The following is a 23,559-nucleotide window of genomic DNA, read 5'->3' as shown; positions in this document are numbered from 1 at the left end:
GCCGCAATCAAGGAGACTTTGTTATGAATGCTTACACCTCCATCGCTGCCCGACTGAAACTGCCGACTGGTATCTTTATTGATGGCGGGTATCTGCCTGCTGCCAGCGGCAAGACGTTTAAAACGAAGAACCCCTACAATGGCGACGTCATTGCCAGCTTGCCTGCCTGTGACAGCGCTGATGTGGATGCTGCCGTCGCCTCATCCAAGGCAGCATTTGAAAGCGGGGTCTGGTCCGATCTGCACCCAAGCGAGCGTAAGGTGGTGTTGGGTAGGCTGGCTGATCTGATCATGGAGAATGTTGAAGAATTGGCCGTGATGGAGGCGCTGGATGCGGGCAAGCCCGTGACCGATTGCTTAGAGATCGACGTGCCAGAGACCGCCAACTGCATCCGCTGGCATGGCGAGGCGCAGGATAAGCTTTATGACCAGATCGCCCCTTCCGCCCCTGATGCTGTGGCGTTGATCGTGCGCGAACCTGTGGGCGTTGTGGCGGCTGTACTGCCCTGGAATTTCCCGCTGATGATGATGGCTTGGAAGATCGGGCCAGCGCTGGCGACCGGCAATTCAGTTGTGGTGAAACCCGCCGAGTACACCAGCCTGACATCGCTGCGCCTTGCGGAATTGGCGGTTGAGGCAGGTGTTCCGCCCGGCGTGTTGAATGTGGTGACGGGCATGGGCCCCGATGTGGGTGAACCTTTGGGGCGTCACATGGATGTGGACGCGCTGACCTTTACAGGATCGACCGCAACAGGCCGCCGGTTTTTGGAGTACGCGGCCCAAAGCAACATGAAAGAGGTCTGTTTAGAGATGGGCGGGAAGTCAGCGGCAGTTGTGCTTAGCGACGCTAAGGACATTGACCGCATCGCCGACATTCAGGCCAATGCGATTTTCTGGAACATGGGTGAAAACTGCACTGCCAACAGCCGGATCATTGCCCATAAGGATGTGTATGATGACCTGATCGCCGCGATGGAAAAAAAGATCGCGGATTGGAAACTAGGCGATCAGCTGGACCCTGAAACGCGCAATGGACCGCTAGTGAGCGAGATGCATTACAAGAAAGTCGCGGGCCTTGTGGAAACCGGCAAAGCGCAGGGCGCGCGCCTTGTGGCTGGTGGCGATGGAGCCGGAGGGTTGATGTTCCAACCCACGATCTTTGCCGACGTGACCGCCGACATGGATATCTTTCAAAAGGAGATTTTCGGCCCTGTCGTTGGTGTCACCCGCGCTGAAACGGATGAAGACGCGATCGCATTGGCCAATGCCACCGAATACGGGCTGGCTGCGACGCTTTACACCTCGGACATCAGCAAGGCGCACCGCTACGCCCGCAAGCTGAAAGCGGGAACGGTGGGTGTGAACGCCTATTCCGAAGGTGAGATTTCAACGCCCTTTGGGGGTTTCAAAGCATCTGGCTTTGGTGGACGCGACAATGGCATTCACGCCCACGCGCAATACACCGAGCTGAAAACGATCTGGATCGATTTGACCGCCTGATCCGGGGGAAGGAAGCGGTGGCGTGCCGGTTGCAGCCGACACGCCGTCGTTAGGTCATGGACTTTTTGACAAGCAACACAAACCAACGAAATGAGGACTTAACATGCGATCACTTTATGCGACAACCACTGCGGCTGCAGTATTTGCAATTGCGGGGCCCACAGTCGCCACCGCCGAAGAGTTTAGCATCAGTGCCGGCTTTGCAGTGACTTCCGAATACGTTTCGCAAGGCTTGAAATTCTCGGATGGACCAGCGGTGCAGCCCTATGTCGAACTTAGCTATGGTGGCCTTTATGCGGGGGTCTGGGCGTCAAACGGCGATGAGAACCTGTTGTTTGCCGACAGTGAGGTTGATTACTATATCGGCTATCGCGGAGAGATCGAGGCTTTCTATTATGATGTCTCAGTTGCGTATTACACGTTCCAGGACAGCACGTTCCCACCGCCAGACGATACGATTTCTTACGAAGAGTATCTGGTCAGCGCAGGCTATGCGGTGAATTTGCAGCTCTATGTTACCGGCAATGTGGGCTATGCGCCCGAGTTTGAAACGACCGATCTGTCTTTGGATGTGGACTACTTTACCGATCTGCCGGGTCTTGCGCTGGCGGCCTCTTACGGGTCTGTCATGTCGGATATCTCTGGCGCGGATGAGTGGAACTATTGGTCGATCGGCGGCAGCTATAGCCTGACTGATACCATCACCCTTGATCTGACCTATCACGATTCAGATGAAACCGGCGACTTCATCGAAGGGGCCGATGGTCTGATTGTCACAACGATTTCTTTCGATTTCTAAAGCAGTTTGGTGCGGTGCTGTCTGGATCAGCCCGCGCCGTCTTTCGCCTAACCCCATGATAAGGAGACACCACTATGGCAATGTCCCACCTGAAGCTAATCATGCCTGTGACCGCACTTGGCTTCACCTTGCTTGCCACCCCGGCTACGGCTCAGCAACTGACCGGTCAACAGTTCATCGACAGCCATGCCGGCAAATGCTTAACTTACACCGGTCCTACAAATGGTACCCAATGCTACAATGCGGATGGCACCACATCCTACGATGATGCGATCTATGGCACTGACACCGGCGAATGGTCGGTCCGTGGCGATGATATTTGCGTGCGCTATACCAAGGAGCCAGCACTTGATTGTGGGCCGGTGACGAGTGTTGGTGGGGGTAGCTATACTGACGGTTCTTATACGTGGACGCTTAACTGATACCGAAGGTCAGGATCACTTGACCGTACACCGTCCGTCATCTTGGCGGGGTGCTTCAGGTCATCTGTCAAACTGTGGGTGCGGAATGAATCGGTGCCGACCGTGGCGCAAGCAAGTTGCCAACGCGTGTCTTCAGATATGCGGAAGTTCATGAAGCGCGGGCCGGAAAATCTTAATAAATTTCCAGTTCCGCGCCTTCGAGATCAAATTATGGGAAGACCTAAAGCCAGCGGTTTTATGCAAGAGGCACCAGCGGTTAGACTCCGCTAGACTTGTCACCTCTCGCCCATTGCCAGCTCCAATGCCGCGCGCAGTTGCGTGTCCCGGCCGTGGAAAAAGAGATAGGGATCATTCTTGACCTCGATGTCGGGGAGGACGCCTCGGCCCTCGATGATCATTTCGCCCCCTTCCTGTCCGGGAAAGTAGGAAGCGGAAACTGGAATTCTGACAGCAGCCCCGTTGACTAAACGGCGGTCGTCGTTGACCCAGATACCCGCACCCGTCGTCCGCGTTCCGACGAGTGTGCCGAGGCCGAGTTGGCGGACGCCTTCGGCAATCAGTTCCCCATCGGAATAAGTATCGCCATCAATCAGCACGATAAGTTGCCCGGTAAAGGCGTCGCGCGGGTGCTTCAATACTTGGCTGTCATAGCGATCCTGAACGGAAAGCCAGGCCTGCCGCTGCAAGAAATGGAGAACCCAGGGGTCCACGTTCCCTCCACTATTGCCCCGCAGATCAAGGATGAGCGCATCGCGATCATGAAGAGAGGTATACTGGCGGACAAACTCGGCAAAGTCGTCGGCATAGGCGGACTCCATGTGAATGTAACCGACGCGTTCGTTGCTCAACTCGTCCACCAGCGCGGCGTTTCTCGCCGCAAAGGCCTTGTTGCGCAGCCAGCTTTCATCGCCTGCCGAGAGCAGCTCAATCCGGTGCCGGTAGAAGTCGCCCTCGGGGGTTTCAATGTCGAGCAGGACAAGCTCGCCGACCTTGCCCATCATCATCCGTTGTAGAGAACCGATGGATAGCACTGGCGCGCCGTTCAGATTGGCGATGCGGTCGCCGACGCGGGCAGGCGGTGACAGCTCTGTCAGGGGGGAACGCTGGTCGGTGATGTCGAGGTCCCCGTCCAGAATGGCGCTGATGAAGACCTCGTAGTCATGTTCAATAAGATCCGCGCCGAGACTGGCGATGGCCCGGGTCTCATCAGTGTCGACGGCGGTACGCGTCAAAGAGGTGTGCCCTGCACCCAGCTCGCCCACCATATAAGATACCAGGTCGTTGAACGCGGCGTCGCTGGCGACTCCAGCGAGGTAGGGGCGGTAATTGTCGTACTGCGCGGCCCAGTCCACCCCGACCATGCCTTCGTCCCAGAAGTAGTCACGATAAAGTCGCCAGAGATCGCGGAATTGCTGGGCGTATTCGGTTTGGCGGTCGATCATGACTTCTGGGGTGAAGGCGTTGAGCCTGTAGTCGGGATCGGTAAAGCGGCCCTCTGCATCCATCGTGGAAATAAAGATGCCGGCGGGTGTGAGGCCGATCATGGCGCGATTGTTGGTCGAAAAACTTACAACGTCGATGGTTTGCTCTAGGGGGATGCTAGGGCCCATGCGCGGGCCATCATCGACGACGGGGAAGGCATGGATTTCGCCCCAGTCGTGGCGCTTGGCCTCTTTTGCAAAGACCAGAAGGATGTCGTCTACGACGCGCAGGTTGGAATAGGTGCCGGGAAGATAGGGAAGTTCTCTCATCATGGGACGTGCGCGCGGCGGAATGGCCGATGTGCGTTCGATCCGGGTCGAGCACGCAGCATCCGTCGCGGCCTCCAGCCCCGCAGCTTGCCAAGACAGGGCGTTTCCTTGTTGGGCGGTGTTGTCTGGCAGGAAGGCGACCGTATGGATCAAGGAGCGTTTGTCGAAGGATGGCCAGTGCGTGCCCGGCGCCCAAGTATCATTGACGCTCGAATAGAAGTTCATGTCGGCGATGAGAAGAATGTCGTTGTCGTCGTTGGCGAAAACCGGCGAAGAGACCTCGTGCCGTCCACTGGTAAGGTATGCGATCTGGTGGCAATGCGCGTCGTAGACGGTGATGCGGCCGATATCAATGTCGTTGAAGGTTACGAAGGTCGCGTATCGGCCGCTATGGGACCAGCTGATTTCCTCTGGTTGGGTGCGGGTGTCCACGGCGATTTCTTTCGCCGTGTCACCATCGTGGGCGATGAGAGTACCGTCCACGAGGCGGATGATAATGTCGCGTCCGTTGGGTGAGAGCATAAAATTCTGAATGGGAGAAGACGTTTCGAGTGGTATGGATGCGGACCCGGTGCGGCCAGTGACGTCGTATGAGGTAAGCAGGAACTCCCCTGTCGCATCGTTGAGACCGAAGATCCGCGTGCCGTCGTGAGAGAACCTGATCTTGCGGACGCGGTGCCCTGAGGCGCAGTCGAGGCAAGTGGCCGCAAGGGTGTTCATGTCGACGGCCCAAAGGTTCCCGCGAATGACGAGAGAAACGAGGGTGCCGTCGTTGGAGATTGCGAATTCCTCCGAGGACAAGGCGGCCAGGGTTGCGGGGAATTGCGCAGGGATGGCGCTCTCGGGGAGTGTTAGTGAGATACGGGAGACGACGCCGTCTGACGGGTCAAGCCGGAACACCCCACCGATCCTGCTGAAGACGATAGTATTGCCATCGCCGGATGAGATTTCTTTGATGTCGTGATCTTCGCCGAACGTGTGCTGGGTCAGCGCGTCACCATCGCCATTGATCGACCAGACATTAAAGGTGCCAGAGCGGTCGGAGAGGAAGAAAACGCGCTCTCCAAGACAGATCGGATCGCGGCTGATGCCGTCGTAATCGCCGGTCAGGAGAACAGAGGGAGCCCCGGGCATCTGAATGAACTCTGGCGTGTCCACCAACTCATTGGGGATGCGGTAGATCTGCTGTGCGTAGCCGCCGCGGTAGTTCTTGACGTTGTCGAGTAACGGCTGGTTCTTGACGAAAATTAGATCGTCACCAAGCTGACAGCCCTCTGATGCTTCAAGCAGTGGCAGCACCCGGACGCGCCGCGTGTCCCGGTCGACGGCAAAGAGAAGGGGGCCACGCTTTCCTGCCTTGCCAATGCTAGAAAAGAGGACCTCGGTCTCGTTCAGCCATCCCTCGACCTCCACGCTGAAGCCGCCCTCGTAGGTTAGACGCTCGGTGGCCTTGGTTTCGATATCGGTGACGAATACCTCAAGATGTGCACCTGCATCCGCGACATAGGCTACTTCTAATCCGTCAGGCGAGAGGGCTGGCGTGCTTTCCTCTACGTTGTTGTCGGTCAAACGTCGTGCCTCGCCACTCTCCATCTCGGTGATCCATAGGCGGTTATTGATCTCCACAACGAGCGTATCGGCGTGAGAGGTGGGGTGCAGAGCGTAGGGTCCGCTTATCTCTTGGGCGGAGGCGACCCCATTAACGAGCAGAAGGCCGAGCACAGCGCCTATTGTCGCTGCGGTTTTCATAGCTTTCATTTCGTCACCTTTCGTTGCCAGGGGTCATGTGCATCAAAGCGAGTCCAGAAAATCCATGAGATCTGCGCGGTCGCGCGCGCTTAGGGTCTCGAACCGATTTGTGGAGGCTTGTGCCGCGCCGCCGTGCCAAAGGATAGCTTCGGTCAGAGTGCGGGCGCGCCCATCATGGAGAAAGCCGACGCCGGGGACGACGCCCTGCTGTGCGCCGATGCCCCAGAGTGGAGGGGTCCGCCAGAACGATGCATCCGGGGACCCACCCGGTTCAGCCAGCGCCGGGCCCATGTCATGCAAGAGAAAGTCGGAGAACGGATAGATCGCGACACCGCGATATTCCTTGGGAATGTGCGGCGCGCTTGAGGTTTCCCATGCCGGTTTGTGGCATTCGATGCAGCCAACGTCTTGGAACAGGCGCGCACCGGCAAGGATGCGGGTCTCGTCATCAATCCGGCGCGCCGGGATTGCGAGCATACGGATGTAGTCTGTGAGCAGGGTTTCGAGAGCTACGAGGGCGGCGCTTTCCTCGCCCACGTCTTTTGACAGGTCAACAAGACCAAGCTCCAGCACCATTGCATCGCGCACCTGAGCATCAAGTGTTGCGAATTTCGCTTTCCAGCCGAAGCGGGCGATGCGGCCCTCTTCTCCTGGGACATCACTCAGTCTGGCTTGCCCTGTGCCGTTTGCAGCATGTGCGAGGATGTCGGCGTCCGGGATCAACTCGATCAGCCCGAGGCCGTAGACGCCCGGCGAGGTGCGAAGCGGCAGCTTCATCTCCTGCCCATCCACCAGCGCGACGGGTTCGACAAGTTCAATGGTTTTGCCCTCGGGAAGCGTCACCCTACGAGCAGTACGCCATTCCACATCGTCGAGCCGCCGCGCGTTTGGATCATGATACATTGGATAGCGATAGACGCGCTCCGTGGCACCGGCCACCGGTGCTGGCACGGAGAGCCCCGACATGTGAAGGTCGGCCATGTTGTGGACGCGACCGCGACCATCAAGAGCGTGACAGCCGCCGCAGGACGGACCTTGATGGCTTTGCCCTGCGGCGAGGCCTGTGGCCACGTCGGTGATCACCGGCCAATGATTGGTAAAGGCGACCGCCCCGTCTGAAAACATGCGCCTTTCGGGCAGCGTGAGGAAGGGCGCTCCGCGATTGTAGGGTGCGCGCCCATAGGAATAGACAGTGAAACGTCCGGCAACAGCGTCAACCTGTGCCCACTCCTCTAGCGGTAGCGCGCTGCCTGCGGTGGTGCCGTGCCACCCCTCACTTCGTCCCACGACCGCCGCCAGAAACACGATGAAGATCGCACAGCCCACAAGGATTGGGAATTTGCGAAGCTGCATGGCGTCAGCCTCTCACTTCGCCACGAATTCGAGTTTGATGCGGTTGGGATCTTCGACGAAAAGCGCGTAATAGTCGGTTCCTCCGGTCGCGAAGGGGTAACGGTCGTCATAAAGCATCGAATACCTCTTCTTTTTACAATATGCGCGGAGCTCGTCGACCAGTTCGCGGGTCTCAACCGAAAAAGCGAGATGGTTCAGCCCGACGGCGCATCTGTGATAAGGGCGGTCGGCGTGATGGTCTTCAACTTGAACGAAAGTCAGGTAGGCGTCGTGATCATTTGATAGTGTAAACCCTTGATCAAATGATCCAGTCTGCCTCCATCCGATATGTTTGAGTATATTCTTCCAAAACGATTTTGTCGTGCGGAGGTCCGAGACATATATTTCAACGTGGTGTAGCATTCATTTCTCTTATTGTATTCGATAGGTAAGCACGGCCAAAATAATCGGCCGTGCTTTTGTCATTTTCAGCAGAAACTACTCGGTAATCAGAGCCGCATGCTCTTCCTCGCGTAGCTCCGCGGCATTCACCCCAGTCGGAAGGCTGACGAAGCGCATTTCCCCGCCTTGAGAGACCATAAGATCGACGTAGACCTCTCCGTCGCGATCCTCGAAGAGGCACTGGCTCGACGTGAAGATGCCCGCCGCGTCGAAGTCAGTGATCCCCCGTGCCTCGAGCTCAGCAGCGCTGAAGCTGGTATGGTGAGAGAACGTCATGCCGGTATCCGTGGACACTGCCACGACGAGACGTGCTTCGCCGGAACTTGGATCCATCTCCTTATAAGAGGTTGCACGGATCTTAGTGTCGATCAGTGCGCTGTATTGGAACTGCGTGGCATCCACATCAAGCGTCGATGTGGTCCGATCCACGGCAGTCGGATCTGCGGTTAACACGTTATGTGCGACGACGTGGGTCCACGGTGCACCGGGCTCGATTTCGCGGAAGCTGACGATGCTCACTTCACTCCCGGGTTCGTCCACACCCATAGGCAGCATGGACGTTTGAACGAAGGTTAGCCCGTTCTCATTGTCCTTCACGCTTGCCATCTGGACACCTGGCGAAGTCTCTTCCGGGTTGAGCAGCGGGTTGGCGCGTTCATCAGTTCCACGTGTCCGCAGGTCTACGTAATCGCGTCCGCCGCCACTTGTCGAGGATCGTGACGAGCCCCAGTTGAGTGTCGGAGAATTTGGCAGATCTGTCCCAGCTGCAAGGCGCAGATACTCGATTTCACCTGTTTTGCTGGCAACTTCGGCCACTGGGAAGTCATTGGACATATCGCCGAAGACGGGCCGTGGTGTGGACCATGTCTTGCCTCCGTCCATGGACTCGATCCACGCTGGATAGGTGCGATCTGCGCGCATGGACACCGGTACATCGCTGGGAACGATGTCGGGATGCGTTGTTTGATAGCTCGCGACCACATAATTCCCGCGAACCGCCACCGCTGGGCCGGACGCTGCATAGGGGTCCGCGAGGACCTTCTGCGCAACAGGGAAAGTTTCGCCGTCGAAGGACACGCCGACGTAAAGATCGCCCGTCACAGCATCCTGATAGCCATAGGCGACGGTCTCGCGCGAGATGTCTGAGAGCTGTCCCCAGCCTTTGCGCGACGCCTGAACATAGACGTCCTGCGGGATCACCCCAACAGGAGAAACACTGTCTGAGACTATGAACTCCGGATTCTCTGCGAACGGGGCACCCGTGAATGCCATGCGACTAATCAAAGTTCCATTCACCTCTTCTGTGAAGACGATGTAGGAGCCCTTGAAGTTTGAGTCGACGGCCGCCTGGCCGACATTACCTGTCACTTCGGAGAAGGACACCGGCATCCATGTTTGGCCGTTATCGAGCGTTCGCGAGAATGTCAGTTCGGCGCGATTTCCGTTCACGGATGCATATGTGGCGACAATCCCGCCGTCGGCCGTCCGCATTATATTGCGGCCTGCATTGTGAATGGATTGCTCGGAAATTGTCGCGGTCATACCCGACGGCACGTCAGCGAAGGACTGGAGGGCCGGCGTGGCAAATACAATTGCCAGTGCAGTGGTAAGCTTTAAGAACCTTATGGACATGATGCTTCCTTTCAGCATTGAAGGCTGCCTTCAAAGCAGTTGCCTGAATTAAGCCTCTTGAGATCGCAATTCTCTCTTGGTGTCAGACGGAGATTTCCGTAACACGTAATAGGGTATTCATGGATGCGATAACATTACCGTGAGGCGAGTCGTTTTAATTGTCAACGAGCGTCCTCATTGTTCCTGAAGGCCAGCGTATTCTGGCGCATTCCCGCCTGTCTCGGGGTTGCGATCGGGAAATTGTGCGCGCTCAAGATGAAAAATTAGGCATTGAACGATTTCTTATGCGCAGAATTGAACACCGCGTTCTTGATGAGAACCTTGTGAATAGAATGCTGTGTTGTTGGTGATGTGAGCCTTCCAGCAGACTTGCATATTATGCCAAATGAGGAAGCGCGATGCTTGCCCCAGACGATCCGAAATGATGAGCGCTGATAAGTATATCAATCAAGGACCAAAGACCACGCCGGGTAACCACGTGGCGAGCGCCGGAAACAAGGCGAGGATACAAAGCATAGAAAGCTGTATTACGACAAACGGAGCGACCCCTGCGTAGATGGTACTGGTCTTGACCTCGGGGGGTGTCACCCCGCGCAGGTAAAACAACGCAAAGCCAAATGGCGGTGTCAGATAGGATGTTTGCAGGTTCACCGCAATCATCACACCCAGCCAAACCGGGTTCAGGTCCATCGCAAGCAGGATAGGCGCCACAATCGGCACAACCACGAACGAGATTTCCAATACGTCCAGAAAGAAACCCAGCACAAAGATTACGACCATCACGGTAAAGACGGCCCCAAAGACACCACCGGGCAGTGACGTCAGGACATGGGTCACAATCTCGTCCCCGCCAAGCCCCAGAAAGACGAGCGAAAACAGTTGCGCGCAGATGATGATCGCAAAGACCATTGACGTGATGCGGATGGTCTGGCGGTTGACCTCGGCCAATGTGCCGTTCTGAAATACCCGCCACAGGCAAACCGCAAGACCATAGGCCACAGCGAGACAGGCCCCAACGGCGACCCAGATCGCGGCTTTCTCAACCGGTGTTCCAATGTCGCGCGTGACCCGTATGTCCACTTGGGTCACAAGGGCGAGCAGCATGACCAGCCCTGTGCAGACGGCCAGCGCAGCCCCCTTTTTTTGGCGATTAGCGCGGAAACCACCAAGGACCGTCGCACCAAGCGCACCCAGTGCGGCGGCCTCGGTCGGGGTTGCGATACCGGACAGGATGGATCCCAAAACCGAAAAGATCAGAACGGCAGGAGCGAGAAGCGCATGCACGATGCGGCGCCCTAAATCTGTGGTCTGGGTCGTATCGGAGGCGCTCAATGCGGGGCCAGCAGATGGTTTGATCAAACAGTAAATCAGAATGTACAGAATATAGAGACCAACAAGCACAAGCCCCGGCACAAGGGCACCTGCAAACAGGTCACCAACCGACACCGGGTCGGGCGACCAATTCCCAAGTTCGCGTTGCGCCTGCTGATACGCGATCGAAATCTGATCCCCCAACACAACTAGAATGATTGAGGGTGGAATGATCTGGCCAAGTGTGCCGGACGCCGCGATAATCCCGGTCGAGAGTTTCGGGTCATACCCCCGCCGCAACATGGTGGGCAGCGCCACCAGCCCCATGGTCACAACAGTAGCACCCACAATGCCTGTTGATGCGGCCAGCATCGCACCCACAACAGCGACCGATATGCCCAGTCCGCCGCGCAACCGCCCAAACAGCATGCCCATCGTTTCAAGCAATTCTTCGGCCACACGGGATCGCTCCAACATGACACCCATAAAGATGAACAGCGGAATCGCGATCAGCACTTGGTTCGACATCAACCCGCTGACACGGTTAGGCAGCACCGCAAAGAATGACAGCTGAAAGGCGTCTAGCCACCACCCTAGCAGGCCAAACAATATGGACGCGCCCGCTAGGGTAAACGCAACTGAAAACCCCAGCATCAGCGTGCCGAAAACAATGATGATCATCAGACCAAGAAGGATATCGGGGTCCATGTGTTACCCCTTCGTGCCGATCTGGGGGGCCTGCCATGCATTCGTTGCCAACACCCCGCGCAGAACCAAAACCGACCGTAGCAATAGCGAAAACCCCTGCACCAACAGCGTTGCAGGGAAAAGTAAGATGCATGTCTTGAGCAGAAACATCGCCGGGATGCCGCTGGGTTCTATCGACCCTTCCCAAACCGCCCACGACGATGCGACATACGGCCAGCCTGCCCACAGCAACAGTACACACACCGGCGTCAGCAAAAATACGACACCGATGATATCAATGATCGCTTTGGTGCGGGGTGACGCGCCGCTATAGAATATGTCGACGCGCACATGCCCGTCATGCAAAAGCGTATATCCAGCCGCCGATAGAAAAATGATCGCATGCAGATATAGAATCCCTTCTTGCATCCACAGGATCGACAGCCCAAAAACATACCGCATAAAAACAACGGCACCTTGCAGCAACACCATAGCAAGCGCGAGCCACGACAGACCACGCCCAAACGTGTCGGTAATCAGATCAAGATGGCGGGACAGCTTCAGCATGTACTTCATTCAAGAACCGAAAGCGCCCTAGGCAGGTGGCCAAGGGCGCTGTCAGCGGGGAGGAACCAGTCAGAGATTTGAGCCAGCCATTGTGCGGGCATTCAGAAAGCCTTGAATCCCCAAGCTGGACCATCCGATAGATTTTTCGCGAAACGCTTGATAGCTATCCCACACGGCCCGCGTCGTGGCGTCTGCGTTTGCGACATCCTCCATCACATCGCGGCTGGCTTTAGCCAATTCGACCAGCAGATCGTCCGGGTATTGATGCAATTGCACATCATGCTCTGTCAGCAGCTTATCGAGCGCATCGGGGCTGGCACCGTTGTATTCTGCCGTTTGCAGATAGCATTCGGCTTCCAAGATTGATGTGATGATCTGCTTGTCGGCGTCTGAGACACCTTCCCAGAAATCCAGGTTGATCCCGTAAGACCCGATGTTGCCCGGTTCATGGAAGCCTGGCCAATGGTAATGCTTCACAACCTTGTGGAAACCAAAGGCCAGATCATGCCACGGCCCAACCCATTCGGCCCCATCAATTGCGCCAGACTGAAGTGCTGCGAAGACCTCTGATCCCGGAAGATTGACCACTGCCACCCCAATGGACCGCAACACCTCGCCACCCAGACCGGGCATGCGGAACTTTACGCCCTGCATGTCGTCCAACGATTCTATCTGCTTGTTATACCAGCCACCCATCTGTACACCTGTGGATGGGCCGGCAAATGGCTTCATATTAAAGCCCTCATGCAGCGTGTCCCACAGTTCTTGACCCCCGCCATGCAAGATCCAGGCGTATGTCTCCGGGGTCGTCATACCGAACGGCACCGCGCCATAGATATTGTAGGCTTGGCTTTTAGATGGGTGATAGTATTCGGATGAGTAATACATATCAGCATTGCCCGCCGCGACGGCCTCAAACACGCCCACACCGCCGGGCACAAGCGCACCGCGATCATAAAGCGTGACCTCAATACGCCCCTCAGTGGCAAGGTTAATGCGATCTGTGACGCGTCGGGCTGATGTGCCCAACCCCGGAAACATTGTCGGAAAAGACGTTACAAAGCGCAGTTCCTTCTTGCCCTGCGCAATGGCTGGCGAACCAAGCGCTGCAGCACCTGCAACGCTCAGGCCGGCCGTTTTGATAAACCGTCTCCGTTCGATTGATTTCGTCATCGTTCCCTCCCAATAGACCGCCGCAAAGTCCGGCATATTCTGCGTTACATGTCGCACACGTTACCGCGCACTCTCTCACCTAGTCATCATACCAGTTGAAAATGTGATCATGTCAAGCCATTGTATTTCTAAGGACGTGAGACGCGTATTTTCGACCCATCGGACAGATGGTTTCATGAGACCTGAGAGGACAGAATGACAGCTTGTATTCACAATCATTCACAATGGCAGCCCGGCGACCCGACGGGTGCAGCGGGCAGGTATTTGACGACAGATGTGACGCTGGATGCTTTATCGTTGGTCAAAAAGGGGCACATCATCGACCTTGGCCGTATTATAGCGCCGGGCGCGCCAGCCAATCCGGCGTTGATGACGCCCTATGTCATTTCACCCACCGTTCGTGCGGCTGACAACATCGCCATGCGGCGGGCCAATGGGGGCGAAAACGATGCGGGCGCGATATTGGAGCGTATTGGTATGACAACCCATGTTGGTACACATATCGACGCGTTAGGGCATTTTGCCCAAGGCGATGTGATGCATGGCGGTCGGTCCGCCGCTGTACTGACAACACCGGTCGGACTGGCCGATCTTGGCGCGGAACATATCCCGCCGATGGTCACAAGAGGCATCGTCTTGAATTTCGCTGGCTTGGATGGTGGCGATCATCTTCGGCCAGGCCGCACCATAACGGTGGCCGATCTGAAAACGGAACTTGATAGGATTGATGCCACACTGGGACCGGGTGACGTTGTGTGCCTTCACACGGGATGGGGCCAATTCTATGAAACGGATCCCGCACGCTATGTTGCGAGTGAACCCGGCATTGATTTGGCAGCCGCAAAATATCTAACGTCGCATGGGGTCATCGCGATTGGCGCGGACACGATGGCGGTAGAGGTTTTGCCAGGCGCAGATTTCCCCAAGATGCAGATGCCGGTGCACCTGCATTGTCTTGTCGATGCGGGCGTCAACCTGATCGAGAACATGTTGCTGGAGCCACTGATCGCACAAGACATATCAGTTTTCTGCATCATTGTGGCCGCCGCGAAACTTAAAGGCGCAACAGGCGCACCTGCCAGACCGCTCGCATTAGTTTAAATGTGTGCGGTGATACAGGACATTCGCGCGGGTGAGATGGTCGTGCATCGCTTTCGCTGCGCGTTTTTCACTCTTTGCTTCGACGGCATCCAGAATCTCTAGGTGCTCATCAATTGTCAGCTGTTCGCGGCCCGGCAGAATAACAGTATCGGCGTGAAAATCAGCCAGCCAGCCAAACATTGCTTCGGCAAGCGCTGTGTAGATCGGATTGCCACTGATAGCCGCTATCGCGCGGTGAAATTCGCGGTCATGGCTGAGAAAGCTTTCTTTATCCGCCATTGCACCTGCTTGCGCTTCAATGATCCGGCGCATCCGGTCAAGATCGGACGAGGTGCGCATCCGTGCGGCCTCTTGGACCATGGATTTTTCAAACGCAAACCGCGCAACCTTCAGGTGTTCGAGATTTGCGCTTGAAGACGCCAGCAGGTGACGCATCGTACCACTGAAGTGTTCAACCATCTTGCCAATAGAAGGCTCAGCGACTTTTGCGCGCTCACCATGACGGATCTCGACCAGACCCATCACTTGCAAATGCTGCATGGCCTCGCGCACAACCGGTCGGCCCACACCGAATTGCGCCATCAGCTCTCTCTCGGATGGGAGGGCTGATCCGGGGCCATAGGCATCATCCTCGAGCAACGCGATAAGACGTTCACGTATGTCATGTGACAGGTTTTTTTTGCGGGTTTTTGGTTTTGCTGCGGTCATTGGCACAAATTCATACAGTATGAGAGCTTATTCAAGCGGTTTCGTCTGTCGAAAGACAACAGGCCCATCGCCGTTTTGCTGTTATCAGGTGATCAGACCAGTTATTCAATCTAGTCTATTGAGTCGGTCAAGTTTCTAACTGATTAACACCGATATGTTACGCTTTTCAAGACTATTGAATCTGTGAAAGACGCCTAGAGATAGTATAACAATATGATTTATATGTATAAAATTTTGGGTATGATGCGTCACGCATAATGGCCTTTGTGGTTACTTGACTTATCAAATCAGATGAACTGGTATGATAAGTGGGTTTCTGACTATGGCAGTCTGGCGCCCCAATAGTGTTAATCTCTGTCCAAGTAACTGGTGACAGGGTGTTCTTGGGAGGAATAACAATGACCAATTCAAAGACGTTCTGGCAACGCGGCCCCATCGTCGCAGTTTTGCTTGCCGTCGCCGCAGCGCCGATCATGCCAACGGCTGCGCACGCAGAAGACAAAGCCTACACCGTCTCGGCGGGCTCAATCAGCGGGAGCTGGTTTGCGATCATGACAACCATGTTCGAGCTTTATCGCAACAATATCGAAGATCTGACCTACACGACCATCCCCGGCGGCAGTGTTGCAAACCCGATATCACTTAGCGCTGGGCAATCCCAGTTTGCGATGTCGTATTCGACCAATCTGTTTGCCGCGGCACGCGGTGATGAACCTTACGAAGCCCAACTCGACAATATCCGCGCCATCGCGAATACGGGCCTGTCTGCCTATATGCATGTCTACTTCGATAAATCGCTGGGTATTGAAACGCTTGATGATATCGCCGCGCGGCAAATCCCACTCAAAATTGATACTGGGCCGCGTGGCAGCGGTGGTGAACTTGCGGCCGGACGTATGCTTGCCGCTCATGGCGCATCATATGAAGACATTCAGGCATGGGGCGGTTCAATCACTTACTCGCCCTATCGCGAAGCGATGGACCGTGTGAACGACAAACAGATTGATGGCTTTGCGAATGATGACTTGCCTGGCGCGCCGCTCTTTGCGGAATTTGCCGGAAAGGACGACATCACGATCTATTCGCAATCGGCAGAGGCCATCGCGCTGATGGAAAGCGAATATGGCTATATTCCCGGTGTGATCCCTGCTGGCACTTACGAAGGGCAGGATCAGGATATCATGACGACCTACCAGACGCCATTGTTCGTCACGACGGCCGACATGGACGAAGAGGTGGTCTATCAGATGACAAAACTGATGTTTGAAAAGACGGATGAATTGATCGCGGGGCACAATGCGTTCACGGCGCTTGATGTCAACAAAGCACCGTTCGGCCTGACGGTCCCGCTCCACCCGGGGGCAGAGCGGTATTACCGCGAAATCGGCGTTCTCGAATAAAGCTACAAATCATGATTGGTTGTCCCGTCCAGGCGGGGCAGCATTCTATTTCAATTCACCTGTCGCAGACACAGTTATCCGGGGAACCAGCGAAATGGCCGTAGAGGTGAGTGGGCAGCGTATTCTGTCAGGCGGTCATGCCATTATCTTGCGATATTTTACGCTGATCGTGATCTTCTATCATCTGTACACGGTTCAGTTTGGCCAACCCCAAGTACTTATTTTCCGGTCTATTCACGTCGGCATGTATACTGCGCTTGTTTATCTGGCATATGGCATATCAGCGCGACGCAACGCGGATCGCATTCCTTGGTATGATTTCGTTCTGGCAGGCATCGCACTCGCCCCCGCGTTTTATGTCTACTTTGACTATGACCGTATCTCACTTCGGTATCCCTACGTGTCCGCGCTGGAGACATGGGACTGGATCATGGGGCTGACGGTCATGATCCTCGCAGCCGAGGCTTGCCGGCGGGCCTTGGGCCTGACACTTGCGCTGATGCTTGCATTCTTTCTTGGACATGCGCTGTTTGGGCCGTATTTCCCCGGCGTCTTGGAACAACCGGCGATCAGTCCGGAAAGGATCATTGACCACACCTTTATGACAACTGCGGGTATCTATGGATCGCTTACAGGCCTGTCAGCGACATATGTGCTGATGTTTGTGTTGTTCGGCGCTATTCTGGATTGCGCGCAGGGGGGCAAATTCTTCATGAATGCCTCAGCACTGTTGGCTGGCAGGTTGAAAGGCGGTGCGGGCAAGGTTGCGGTTTTTGCAAGTGGGCTGTTCGGGTCGATATCGGGGTCTGCAGTTGCCAACGTCTACGCGACGGGCAGCTTTACCATTCCATTGATGATCCGCACCGGGTTCAAACCACGCTTTGCCGCCGCGGTCGAGGCGATTGCATCGTCCAGTGGGCAATTGGTGCCGCCGATTATGGGGTCAGCGGCGTTTCTAATCGCTGATTTCACAGGAACAGCGTATTTCGAAGTCGTGAAGGCCGCGATCATTCCGGCATATCTGTACCTTTTTGCGGTCTACATGATGGTCCACCTTGAAGCGGCCAAGAACGACATCCCCGCGATGGGCGAAGACCTGATCGCATCGGCAAAGACCGACTTTTTCAGATATGCGCATCTTGGCTTGCCGTTGGTTGTGATCGTCTATCTGCTGATCGACGGGCGTTCGCCCTATAACGCGGCGTATTGGGGCATCGTCAGCACAATCGTTCTGGCCCAGATCTTTCCGGCGACGCGGATGAACATCCGCGGCATCCTTGAAGCGTTTGAGACGGGTGGGCGCATCATCGCGCCGATTGCCATGTCATTGTTCGTGGCTGCGATGATCATCAGCACGATTGAGCTGACAGGGCTGGGCCTGCGGTTTACGGCATTGCTGCTCAGCGTGACGAATGGCGACTTGGTTATCACGCTGCTGCTGGTCATGATCAGTTGCATCATTCTGGGGATGGGTCTTCCAACGGCCGCAGCGTACATCATTGTTGCGATTTTCGCCGCACCTGCCTTGGTCAAACTGGGCATATCACCGCTGTCGGCCCATCTGTTTGTTTTCTATTATGCCATCGTGTCAGCCATTACCCCGCCCATTGCAGTTGCCGCGTATGCCGCAGGCAGCATTGCGGGGGACAAATCGCTTCAGGCGGTCGGTTTCACGGCAATGCGTCTTGGTATTGCCGTCTATCTGGTGCCGTTCATGTTCATTTTGACGCCCGCTTTGTTGTTGGATGATACGTGGATCAACATCGTACAGTCGCTTGTCACGGCGTCGCTGGGCATCATCGCTCTGGCCGCTGCGGCGCAAGCATACCTGATGGTCATAGCCAATGCTTTCGAGAGGATTGTCTTGTTGACCGCTGCTGTGTGCCTACTGATGGGTGGGGTGGTCACCGACCTTTTAGGCTTGGGCCTTATGGCCGCAGTCGCGCTTTTGCACTATCGCCGTAAATCAACGGCAAGTCCGACGCCCGCACCCTCAAACTAGGTGATATCCCAAAGCCTCGCCAACGCCTGAAGAGGGCCGTCTGGATCCAGAACAAAGGTATGCCCGCCTGGCATCAGCATCAGTCGCGCATCTGGGATCAAGCCGGCCAGCGCCTCGACAATATCGCGCGGGGCCTGTCCATCATGACGGCCACCGATAACCCAAGTCGGACACCGAACTGACGCAAGTACGGCACGCGCATCATGCGCGGCCCGCACAGCAAGAAGCCGGGTCGGTCCATCCTTTGGCGATACAGCCGCTTTGCGTTTTATGTTCGCAACCATGCGGTCAACCTCGACATCGGACACTTTCCCTTCTTTACGGATGTCCTGAATTGCGATGATTTTCCGCGCGCGTTCCAATAGCGGCAGTTCTGCCAGTTCATGAAGCGGATAAGAATTCAGATCACCACCCGGTCCTGCCGCGATCAGGGCCAGCCGATTGATCCGGTCAGGCATTTTTGCGGCCAGATGCTGCGCGACCATGCTGCCGAAAGAATATCCGACAACGTCGAACCGCTTATGCCCGGCCATGACACGCGCCGCGTCGGCAACATAGTCGGCCATGGCCCAAGCCGTACTTGGCGTGTCTGTCTGACCCAGTCCGCGTTGATCAAAAGCCGTTACACTGGCGCGGGGTGCCCAATCAAAGGCCACGCGGTCAAATCGCAAGTCCCATGACGAACCGCCAAGAAACAACAGCGGCTTACCTGATCCATGAGTTTCGACATGTATATGCATTGCCAGTCCCAATTCTTGCGCTGCGTCCCGCCCAAAGTTGCGTTAAACTGATATGATCAGTCAACCAAGCAGTTTCAAAGCAACGACTCCATACATCATTGTAAGAGAATGCAATTCTAGAGATATCATTCAATGCACGGCTATATTCTAAAGTCCGTGAACTTGGACTGGACACAAACACATCATACCAGTTACGCTGAGTCAGTCAGGATCTGGCGTGCCAGTTTTCAAAGAATGACAAACCTGGGAGGAAACGAAATGAAACTCAAATCAGCTTGCTGCGCGGCGATCATCGCCTTGGCTGGACCAGCCCTTGCGGACTTTCCCGAAAAGCCCGTGACCTTGATTGCGCCTTTCAACGCAGGCGGCGGCACAGACCTGTTGTTGCGCGGGTTCCAAGAACCCTTTGCAGAGGCTCTCGGCGGCACTGCCGTGGTTCAAAACATGGCCGGTGGCTCTGGGACTGTTGCTGCGTCCCATTTGGCGGGGCTCGACCCTGATGGTTACACGCTGGGGTACTTGTCGATCACCGTCTCAACGATCCAACCGCAAATCAAAGACGTGCCTTATGACCGCGAAAGCTGGACACCGATTTGTTCTGTCGCGGCTTCGCCTACCATGTTCTTTGTGAACAGTGACAGTGATTACGACAGCCTTGCTGACGTCAAAGCAGACATCGAGGCAAACCCGAATGCGCTGATCTTTGGCTCATCCGGCCCGGGTGCCATCACGCATCTGACGATGGTTGCCGCGATGAACGGTTTGGGTGTGATGGATCAGGTAAAACACCTGCCGCATCAGGGTTCTGGTCCTGCGATGCAATCCATGGCCAGCGGTGTCATCCAGTTTTTTGGCGATACCGAAGTCATGATGTCGCGCTATGATCTGAAGCCGCTTGCCGTGTTCGCCGATGAACGACTTGAATCGCTGCCTGACGTGCCAACCGCAACAGAAGCGGGCATACCTGCTCCGCTGAACGAATTGTATCTTTGGGGCGGCCTGTTTGCACCGGCCGGGCTGGATCCCGAGGTCGCTGAAACGCTGGCTGCCGCCTGCGAAGTGGCTGTGCAGTCGGATGCTTTTCAGGCTTTTGCGGAAAACACCGGAACGGTCATCAACTATCGCGGACCCAGCGAATTTGACGCCTTCTTTCGCCAGCAATGGGATGCAAACAGCACATTGATCGAAGCATCGGGCCTCTGAACCGGGGGTGCAAAAGCACACCCATACGCAGCAATCCAAACCAAAGCAGGAGCCCCAATGACGATCGGACTTAACGAACGTATCGTCGTTGCCGTGCTCCTGCTGCTTGCACCTGTTGTGCTTTTGCTGGTGTCGAGCAGGGCTGAGTTTGCAGCTCTCGGCAGTGCATTTTCACCGATGTTCTTTCCGGTATCTGTCCTGTGGGGGTGGATCGCAGTCGCGGCCCTGACGCTGGTCATTGAATTGCGCGCTGCCGGTGCTTTCTCAGATAGAACCTCTGCCAGAAGATGGATGCAGATTGTGGGTGTGGCGCTTGCAATGGGTCTGTTTGTTTATGCGACCACGCGGTTAGGTTTCCTGCTCAGCAGTATTGGGTTTGTCCTAGCGACACTTCTGATCTTGCAGGTGCGCGGACCGGTCTTGCTGATCAGCTATTCGGTGGCGGTGCCGGGCGTTTTGTTTGTGCTGTTTCACCATGTGCTGGGATTGCCTCTGCCCACGTCACCATTTTCGTATCTGTTTTAATGTTTGATGCTCTGCCCGCAGCGCTTGGATTGCTTTTGACCTTTCAAGGGATGACGGTGCTTGTCATCGGGACCGCCCTTGGGATCATCCTTGGCGCAATGCCCGGCATTGGATCGACAGTTGCCGTTGCCTTGGTGCTACCGTTCACGCTGTCGATGGAGCAAGCCCCGGCAATACTGCTGTTACTGGCAGTCTATGCAGGTTCGGTCTATGGCGGCTCGATCTCAGCTATTCTGATCAACACGCCGGGTACCCCAGCGGGGGCCGCCACCGTGCTGGACGGAACGCCAATGGCAAAGGCGGGCAAGGCGGGCGAAGCATTGGGGTGGGCCACCATTGCATCCGTCGCGGGCGGGCTGTTTTCTGCGGCGCTTTTGCTTTTTGCCGCACCGCAATTGGCCGCTTTTGCATTGCGGTTTGGCCCGGTTGAAACATTTGCACTGATTTGCCTGGGGATGATCTGCATTGTGACTGTGTCCAAGGGCTCTGTCCCGAAAGGGTTGGTTGCAGGCGCACTTGGTATCTTTCTCAGCACGGTCGGGGGTGATCCGATCACAGGCGAGGTGCGTTTTACCTTTGGGCACTACCAGCTGATCGCCGGGTTCAATCTGCTGGCCGTCGTTATCGGGGTTTTTGCATTTTCCGAGATATTGATCCGCATCTCAGATGGCGCATCAGAGGGCGGCACAAATGTCCAATTCGATGGTATCGTTTTACCGCGGCTTCGGCAGTGGAAAGGGCGGATCAAGGGTCTGGTGAAATCCATCGCGATTGGTTCAGGCGTGGGCGTCCTGCCGGGCACCGGCAGCGCCACAGCGGCATTCATCTCTTACGCTGAGGCGAAGCGGTCTTCGCCCCGCGGCGAAAACTTTGGCAAAGGCGAACCTGATGGGATCATTGCCGCCGAAAGCGCCAATAACGCGGTAACCGGTGGTGCCCTTGTGCCAACGATGGCACTTGGGATTCCCGGTGACGTCATTACCGCTGTCATGCTTGCCACCTTCACGTTGCACGGGATAACGCCGGGTGTCCGGCTGATGGAGGACAATCCTGTCCTCATGTCGGCAATCTTCTTGGGGTTTTTCATCATCAACATTCTGCTGCTGCCGCTTGGCTTTGCGTTGTCCAAGGTCGCGGCCCCGATCCTGCGCATCCGTGAACCGCTTCTTCTCAGCGCGATTGGTGTGCTTTGCGTCCTCGGGGTCTACTATGTTCGCGGCAATCCATTCGATCTCTTGATCATGTTCTGCGCTGGGGTAGCCGGGTTTTTTCTGCGCCGGGCAGGGTATCCTATGGCGCCACTGATCATTGGGATGGTCCTTGGTCCTGCGTTCGAACTGAGCCTCAGGCAGGGCCTGATCATCACCGATGGCTCTTTCATCGCCTTCTTCGACGGTCATCCGATTGCGGCAGTGCTGATGACCATCACAGCTGTCGGCCTCATCTGGCCGCTGATCAGCACCATTCTCACTTGGAAGAAGGACAACGCCCGGACATGACGACAGACATCCTTATCACAGGTGCAGCTGGTTTTATCGGAAAGGCCGTTCTCACCGAACTTTCATCCAAGGTTGAAATCAATGTGGACGGTGCGCCACGAACGATCGGCAACATCCTGGCACTTGATCTGTCAACAGACGCGCTGTTGGACTTGGCAGATCATGACCCGCGGATCCAGCCGATCAGCGGGTCACTTTCCGATAAAGCCGTCCTGCATCAGATCGCAGCGGTGCAACCGGGTGTGATTGTGCATCTTGCAGCTGTCGTCAGCAGTGCAGCTGAAGCGGATTTTAAGCTTGGAATCGACGTTAATGTGAATGCAACAATCGGACTGATTGACCTCATCCGCCAGTTCTCTGTAGCGCCCGTTTTCGTGTTTTCGTCTTCGGTCGCTGTCTTTTCTTGCGCTGACAATGACACCATTGACGAAGATACGCTACCGCGGCCGATGTCGTCGTATGGCACGCAAAAATTGATTGGCGAACTTTTGGTGCGGGATGCCTCACGCAAAGGCATAATCCGGGGGCGGACGCTTCGGTTTCCAACAATCTCCGTCCGTCCAGGGAAACCAAATGCAGCGGCCTCCAGTTTTGCCAGCGGTATCATTCGCGAACCTTTGGCTGGCCAGAATACTGTACTGCCTGTCGGCAAAGACCTTCGCCTGCATCTGGCGTCCCCTGACCGGGCCTGTTCAAATACGTTGGCCGCGATCGCACTGCCGCAGGATGCTTTGCACGGAGAAACGACAATCACTTTGCCCGGCGTGTCTGTGACTGTGGCCGAAATGCTTGACGCACTCGGGAAAATCGGTGGCGATGCTGTCGTCGCGCGTGTGATTGAAAAATATGATGCCAGGGTCGCGCAAATTGTGCGCAGTTGGCCGGGTAAAATCCTTACGCCTCGCGCGGAACAGATGGGGTTCGAGGCAGATGACAGTATCGAACAGATCATTGAACAGCATGCCTCTTTGACGCCAGAGCGGAGCAAATCCTGACC

At 55.9% G+C, this 23,559-nt stretch carries 19 protein-coding genes; 10 read left to right on the top strand and 9 right to left on the bottom strand.

The features are described from left to right. The first annotated feature begins 23 nt into the window (after window positions 1–23). The 3 genes from MWU60_RS14265 to MWU60_RS14255 all read left to right on the top strand — a co-directional run bounded on the left by MWU60_RS14265 (window position 24) and on the right by MWU60_RS14255 (window position 2,720). Window positions 24–1,499 (top strand): aldehyde dehydrogenase, encoded by a 1,476-nt coding sequence (locus tag MWU60_RS14265; protein WP_247228064.1) that lies wholly within the window; start codon window positions 24–26, stop codon window positions 1,497–1,499. Window positions 1,500–1,602: 103 nt separating this feature from the next. Then, window positions 1,603–2,298 (top strand): TorF family putative porin, encoded by a 696-nt coding sequence (locus MWU60_RS14260; protein ID WP_247228063.1) that lies wholly within the window; start codon window positions 1,603–1,605, stop codon window positions 2,296–2,298. Between the two features lie 74 nt (window positions 2,299–2,372). After that, the gene (locus MWU60_RS14255; protein WP_247228062.1) at window positions 2,373–2,720 is read left to right on the top strand and encodes a hypothetical protein; all 348 of its coding nucleotides are present in this window, start codon (window positions 2,373–2,375) and stop codon (window positions 2,718–2,720) included. 275 nt (window positions 2,721–2,995) lie between these two features. On the opposite strand, the gene MWU60_RS14250 is transcribed toward MWU60_RS14255, so the two are convergent. The 7 genes from MWU60_RS14250 to MWU60_RS14220 all read right to left on the bottom strand — a co-directional run bounded on the left by MWU60_RS14250 (window position 2,996) and on the right by MWU60_RS14220 (window position 13,384). Continuing rightward, the gene (locus MWU60_RS14250) at window positions 2,996–6,220 is read right to left on the bottom strand and encodes a S41 family peptidase (protein ID WP_247228061.1); all 3,225 of its coding nucleotides are present in this window, start codon (window positions 6,218–6,220) and stop codon (window positions 2,996–2,998) included. A gap of 42 nt (window positions 6,221–6,262) precedes the next feature. Beyond that, the gene (locus MWU60_RS14245) at window positions 6,263–7,573 is read right to left on the bottom strand and encodes a di-heme oxidoredictase family protein (protein ID WP_247228060.1); all 1,311 of its coding nucleotides are present in this window, start codon (window positions 7,571–7,573) and stop codon (window positions 6,263–6,265) included. Window positions 7,574–7,585: 12 nt separating this feature from the next. Then, on the bottom strand, window positions 7,586–7,975 hold the full coding sequence (locus MWU60_RS14240) for a VOC family protein (RefSeq protein ID WP_247228059.1): 390 nt from the start codon (window positions 7,973–7,975) through the stop codon (window positions 7,586–7,588). A gap of 75 nt (window positions 7,976–8,050) precedes the next feature. Beyond that, window positions 8,051–9,664, bottom strand: coding sequence for a hypothetical protein (locus tag MWU60_RS14235; protein WP_247228058.1), 1,614 nt, complete (start codon window positions 9,662–9,664; stop codon window positions 8,051–8,053). Window positions 9,665–10,093: 429 nt separating this feature from the next. Further along, window positions 10,094–11,665, bottom strand: a complete 1,572-nt coding sequence (locus MWU60_RS14230) for a TRAP transporter large permease subunit (RefSeq protein WP_247228057.1) — start codon at window positions 11,663–11,665, stop codon at window positions 10,094–10,096. Window positions 11,666–11,668: 3 nt separating this feature from the next. Beyond that, window positions 11,669–12,220 (bottom strand): TRAP transporter small permease subunit, encoded by a 552-nt coding sequence (locus MWU60_RS14225; protein WP_247228056.1) that lies wholly within the window; start codon window positions 12,218–12,220, stop codon window positions 11,669–11,671. A 60-nt stretch (window positions 12,221–12,280) separates the two neighbouring features. Then, window positions 12,281–13,384 (bottom strand): TRAP transporter substrate-binding protein, encoded by a 1,104-nt coding sequence (locus tag MWU60_RS14220; RefSeq protein ID WP_247228055.1) that lies wholly within the window; start codon window positions 13,382–13,384, stop codon window positions 12,281–12,283. 195 nt (window positions 13,385–13,579) lie between these two features. Between MWU60_RS14220 and MWU60_RS14215 the strand changes: the two genes are divergently transcribed. Then, window positions 13,580–14,485 carry a cyclase family protein gene (locus tag MWU60_RS14215; protein ID WP_247228054.1) on the top strand — a complete coding sequence of 302 codons (906 nt, stop codon included), beginning with the start codon at window positions 13,580–13,582 and terminating at the stop codon, window positions 14,483–14,485. Here MWU60_RS14215 and nanR read toward each other — a convergent pair. After that, window positions 14,477–15,193 (bottom strand): transcriptional regulator NanR, encoded by a 717-nt coding sequence (nanR, locus tag MWU60_RS14210; RefSeq protein ID WP_247228053.1) that lies wholly within the window; start codon window positions 15,191–15,193, stop codon window positions 14,477–14,479. The genes MWU60_RS14215 and nanR overlap by 9 nt on opposite strands. A 398-nt stretch (window positions 15,194–15,591) precedes the next feature. Between nanR and MWU60_RS14205 the strand changes: the two genes are divergently transcribed. Next, window positions 15,592–16,593: a TAXI family TRAP transporter solute-binding subunit gene (locus MWU60_RS14205; protein WP_247228052.1), complete on the top strand. Its 1,002-nt coding sequence runs from the start codon at window positions 15,592–15,594 to the stop codon at window positions 16,591–16,593. A gap of 94 nt (window positions 16,594–16,687) precedes the next feature. Next, complete coding sequence (locus MWU60_RS14200) at window positions 16,688–18,595, top strand: TRAP transporter permease (RefSeq protein WP_247228051.1); 1,908 nt, start codon at window positions 16,688–16,690, stop codon at window positions 18,593–18,595. Here the strand turns inward: MWU60_RS14200 and MWU60_RS14195 are convergent. Next, a complete protein-coding gene (locus MWU60_RS14195) occupies window positions 18,592–19,335 on the bottom strand; it encodes an alpha/beta hydrolase (protein ID WP_247228050.1) in 744 nt (247 codons plus the stop codon). The two genes, MWU60_RS14200 and MWU60_RS14195, sit on opposite strands and share 4 nt — an antisense overlap. 258 nt (window positions 19,336–19,593) lie before the next feature. Between MWU60_RS14195 and MWU60_RS14190 the strand changes: the two genes are divergently transcribed. The 4 genes from MWU60_RS14190 to denD are packed head-to-tail and all read left to right on the top strand — an operon-like array spanning window position 19,594 to window position 23,557. Then, a complete protein-coding gene (locus tag MWU60_RS14190; RefSeq protein WP_247228049.1) occupies window positions 19,594–20,538 on the top strand; it encodes a tripartite tricarboxylate transporter substrate binding protein in 945 nt (314 codons plus the stop codon). Between the two features lie 57 nt (window positions 20,539–20,595). Further along, window positions 20,596–21,063, top strand: a complete 468-nt coding sequence (locus MWU60_RS14185) for a tripartite tricarboxylate transporter TctB family protein (protein WP_247228048.1) — start codon at window positions 20,596–20,598, stop codon at window positions 21,061–21,063. Further along, complete coding sequence (locus MWU60_RS14180; protein WP_247228047.1) at window positions 21,063–22,562, top strand: tripartite tricarboxylate transporter permease; 1,500 nt, start codon at window positions 21,063–21,065, stop codon at window positions 22,560–22,562. The genes MWU60_RS14185 and MWU60_RS14180 overlap by 1 nt, the downstream gene beginning before the upstream one ends. Then, window positions 22,559–23,557, top strand: a complete 999-nt coding sequence (denD, locus tag MWU60_RS14175; protein WP_247228046.1) for a D-erythronate dehydrogenase — start codon at window positions 22,559–22,561, stop codon at window positions 23,555–23,557. The genes MWU60_RS14180 and denD overlap by 4 nt, the downstream gene beginning before the upstream one ends. The last annotated feature ends 2 nt before the right edge of the window (window positions 23,558–23,559 follow it).

Origin of the sequence: Yoonia sp. F2084L (genome assembly GCF_023015625.1) — a bacterium.
Taxonomy (GTDB): Bacteria; Pseudomonadota; Alphaproteobacteria; order Rhodobacterales; family Rhodobacteraceae; genus Yoonia.
The sequence above is the reverse complement of the archived record's forward strand: the minus strand, read 5'-3'. Positions and strand labels throughout refer to the sequence as shown.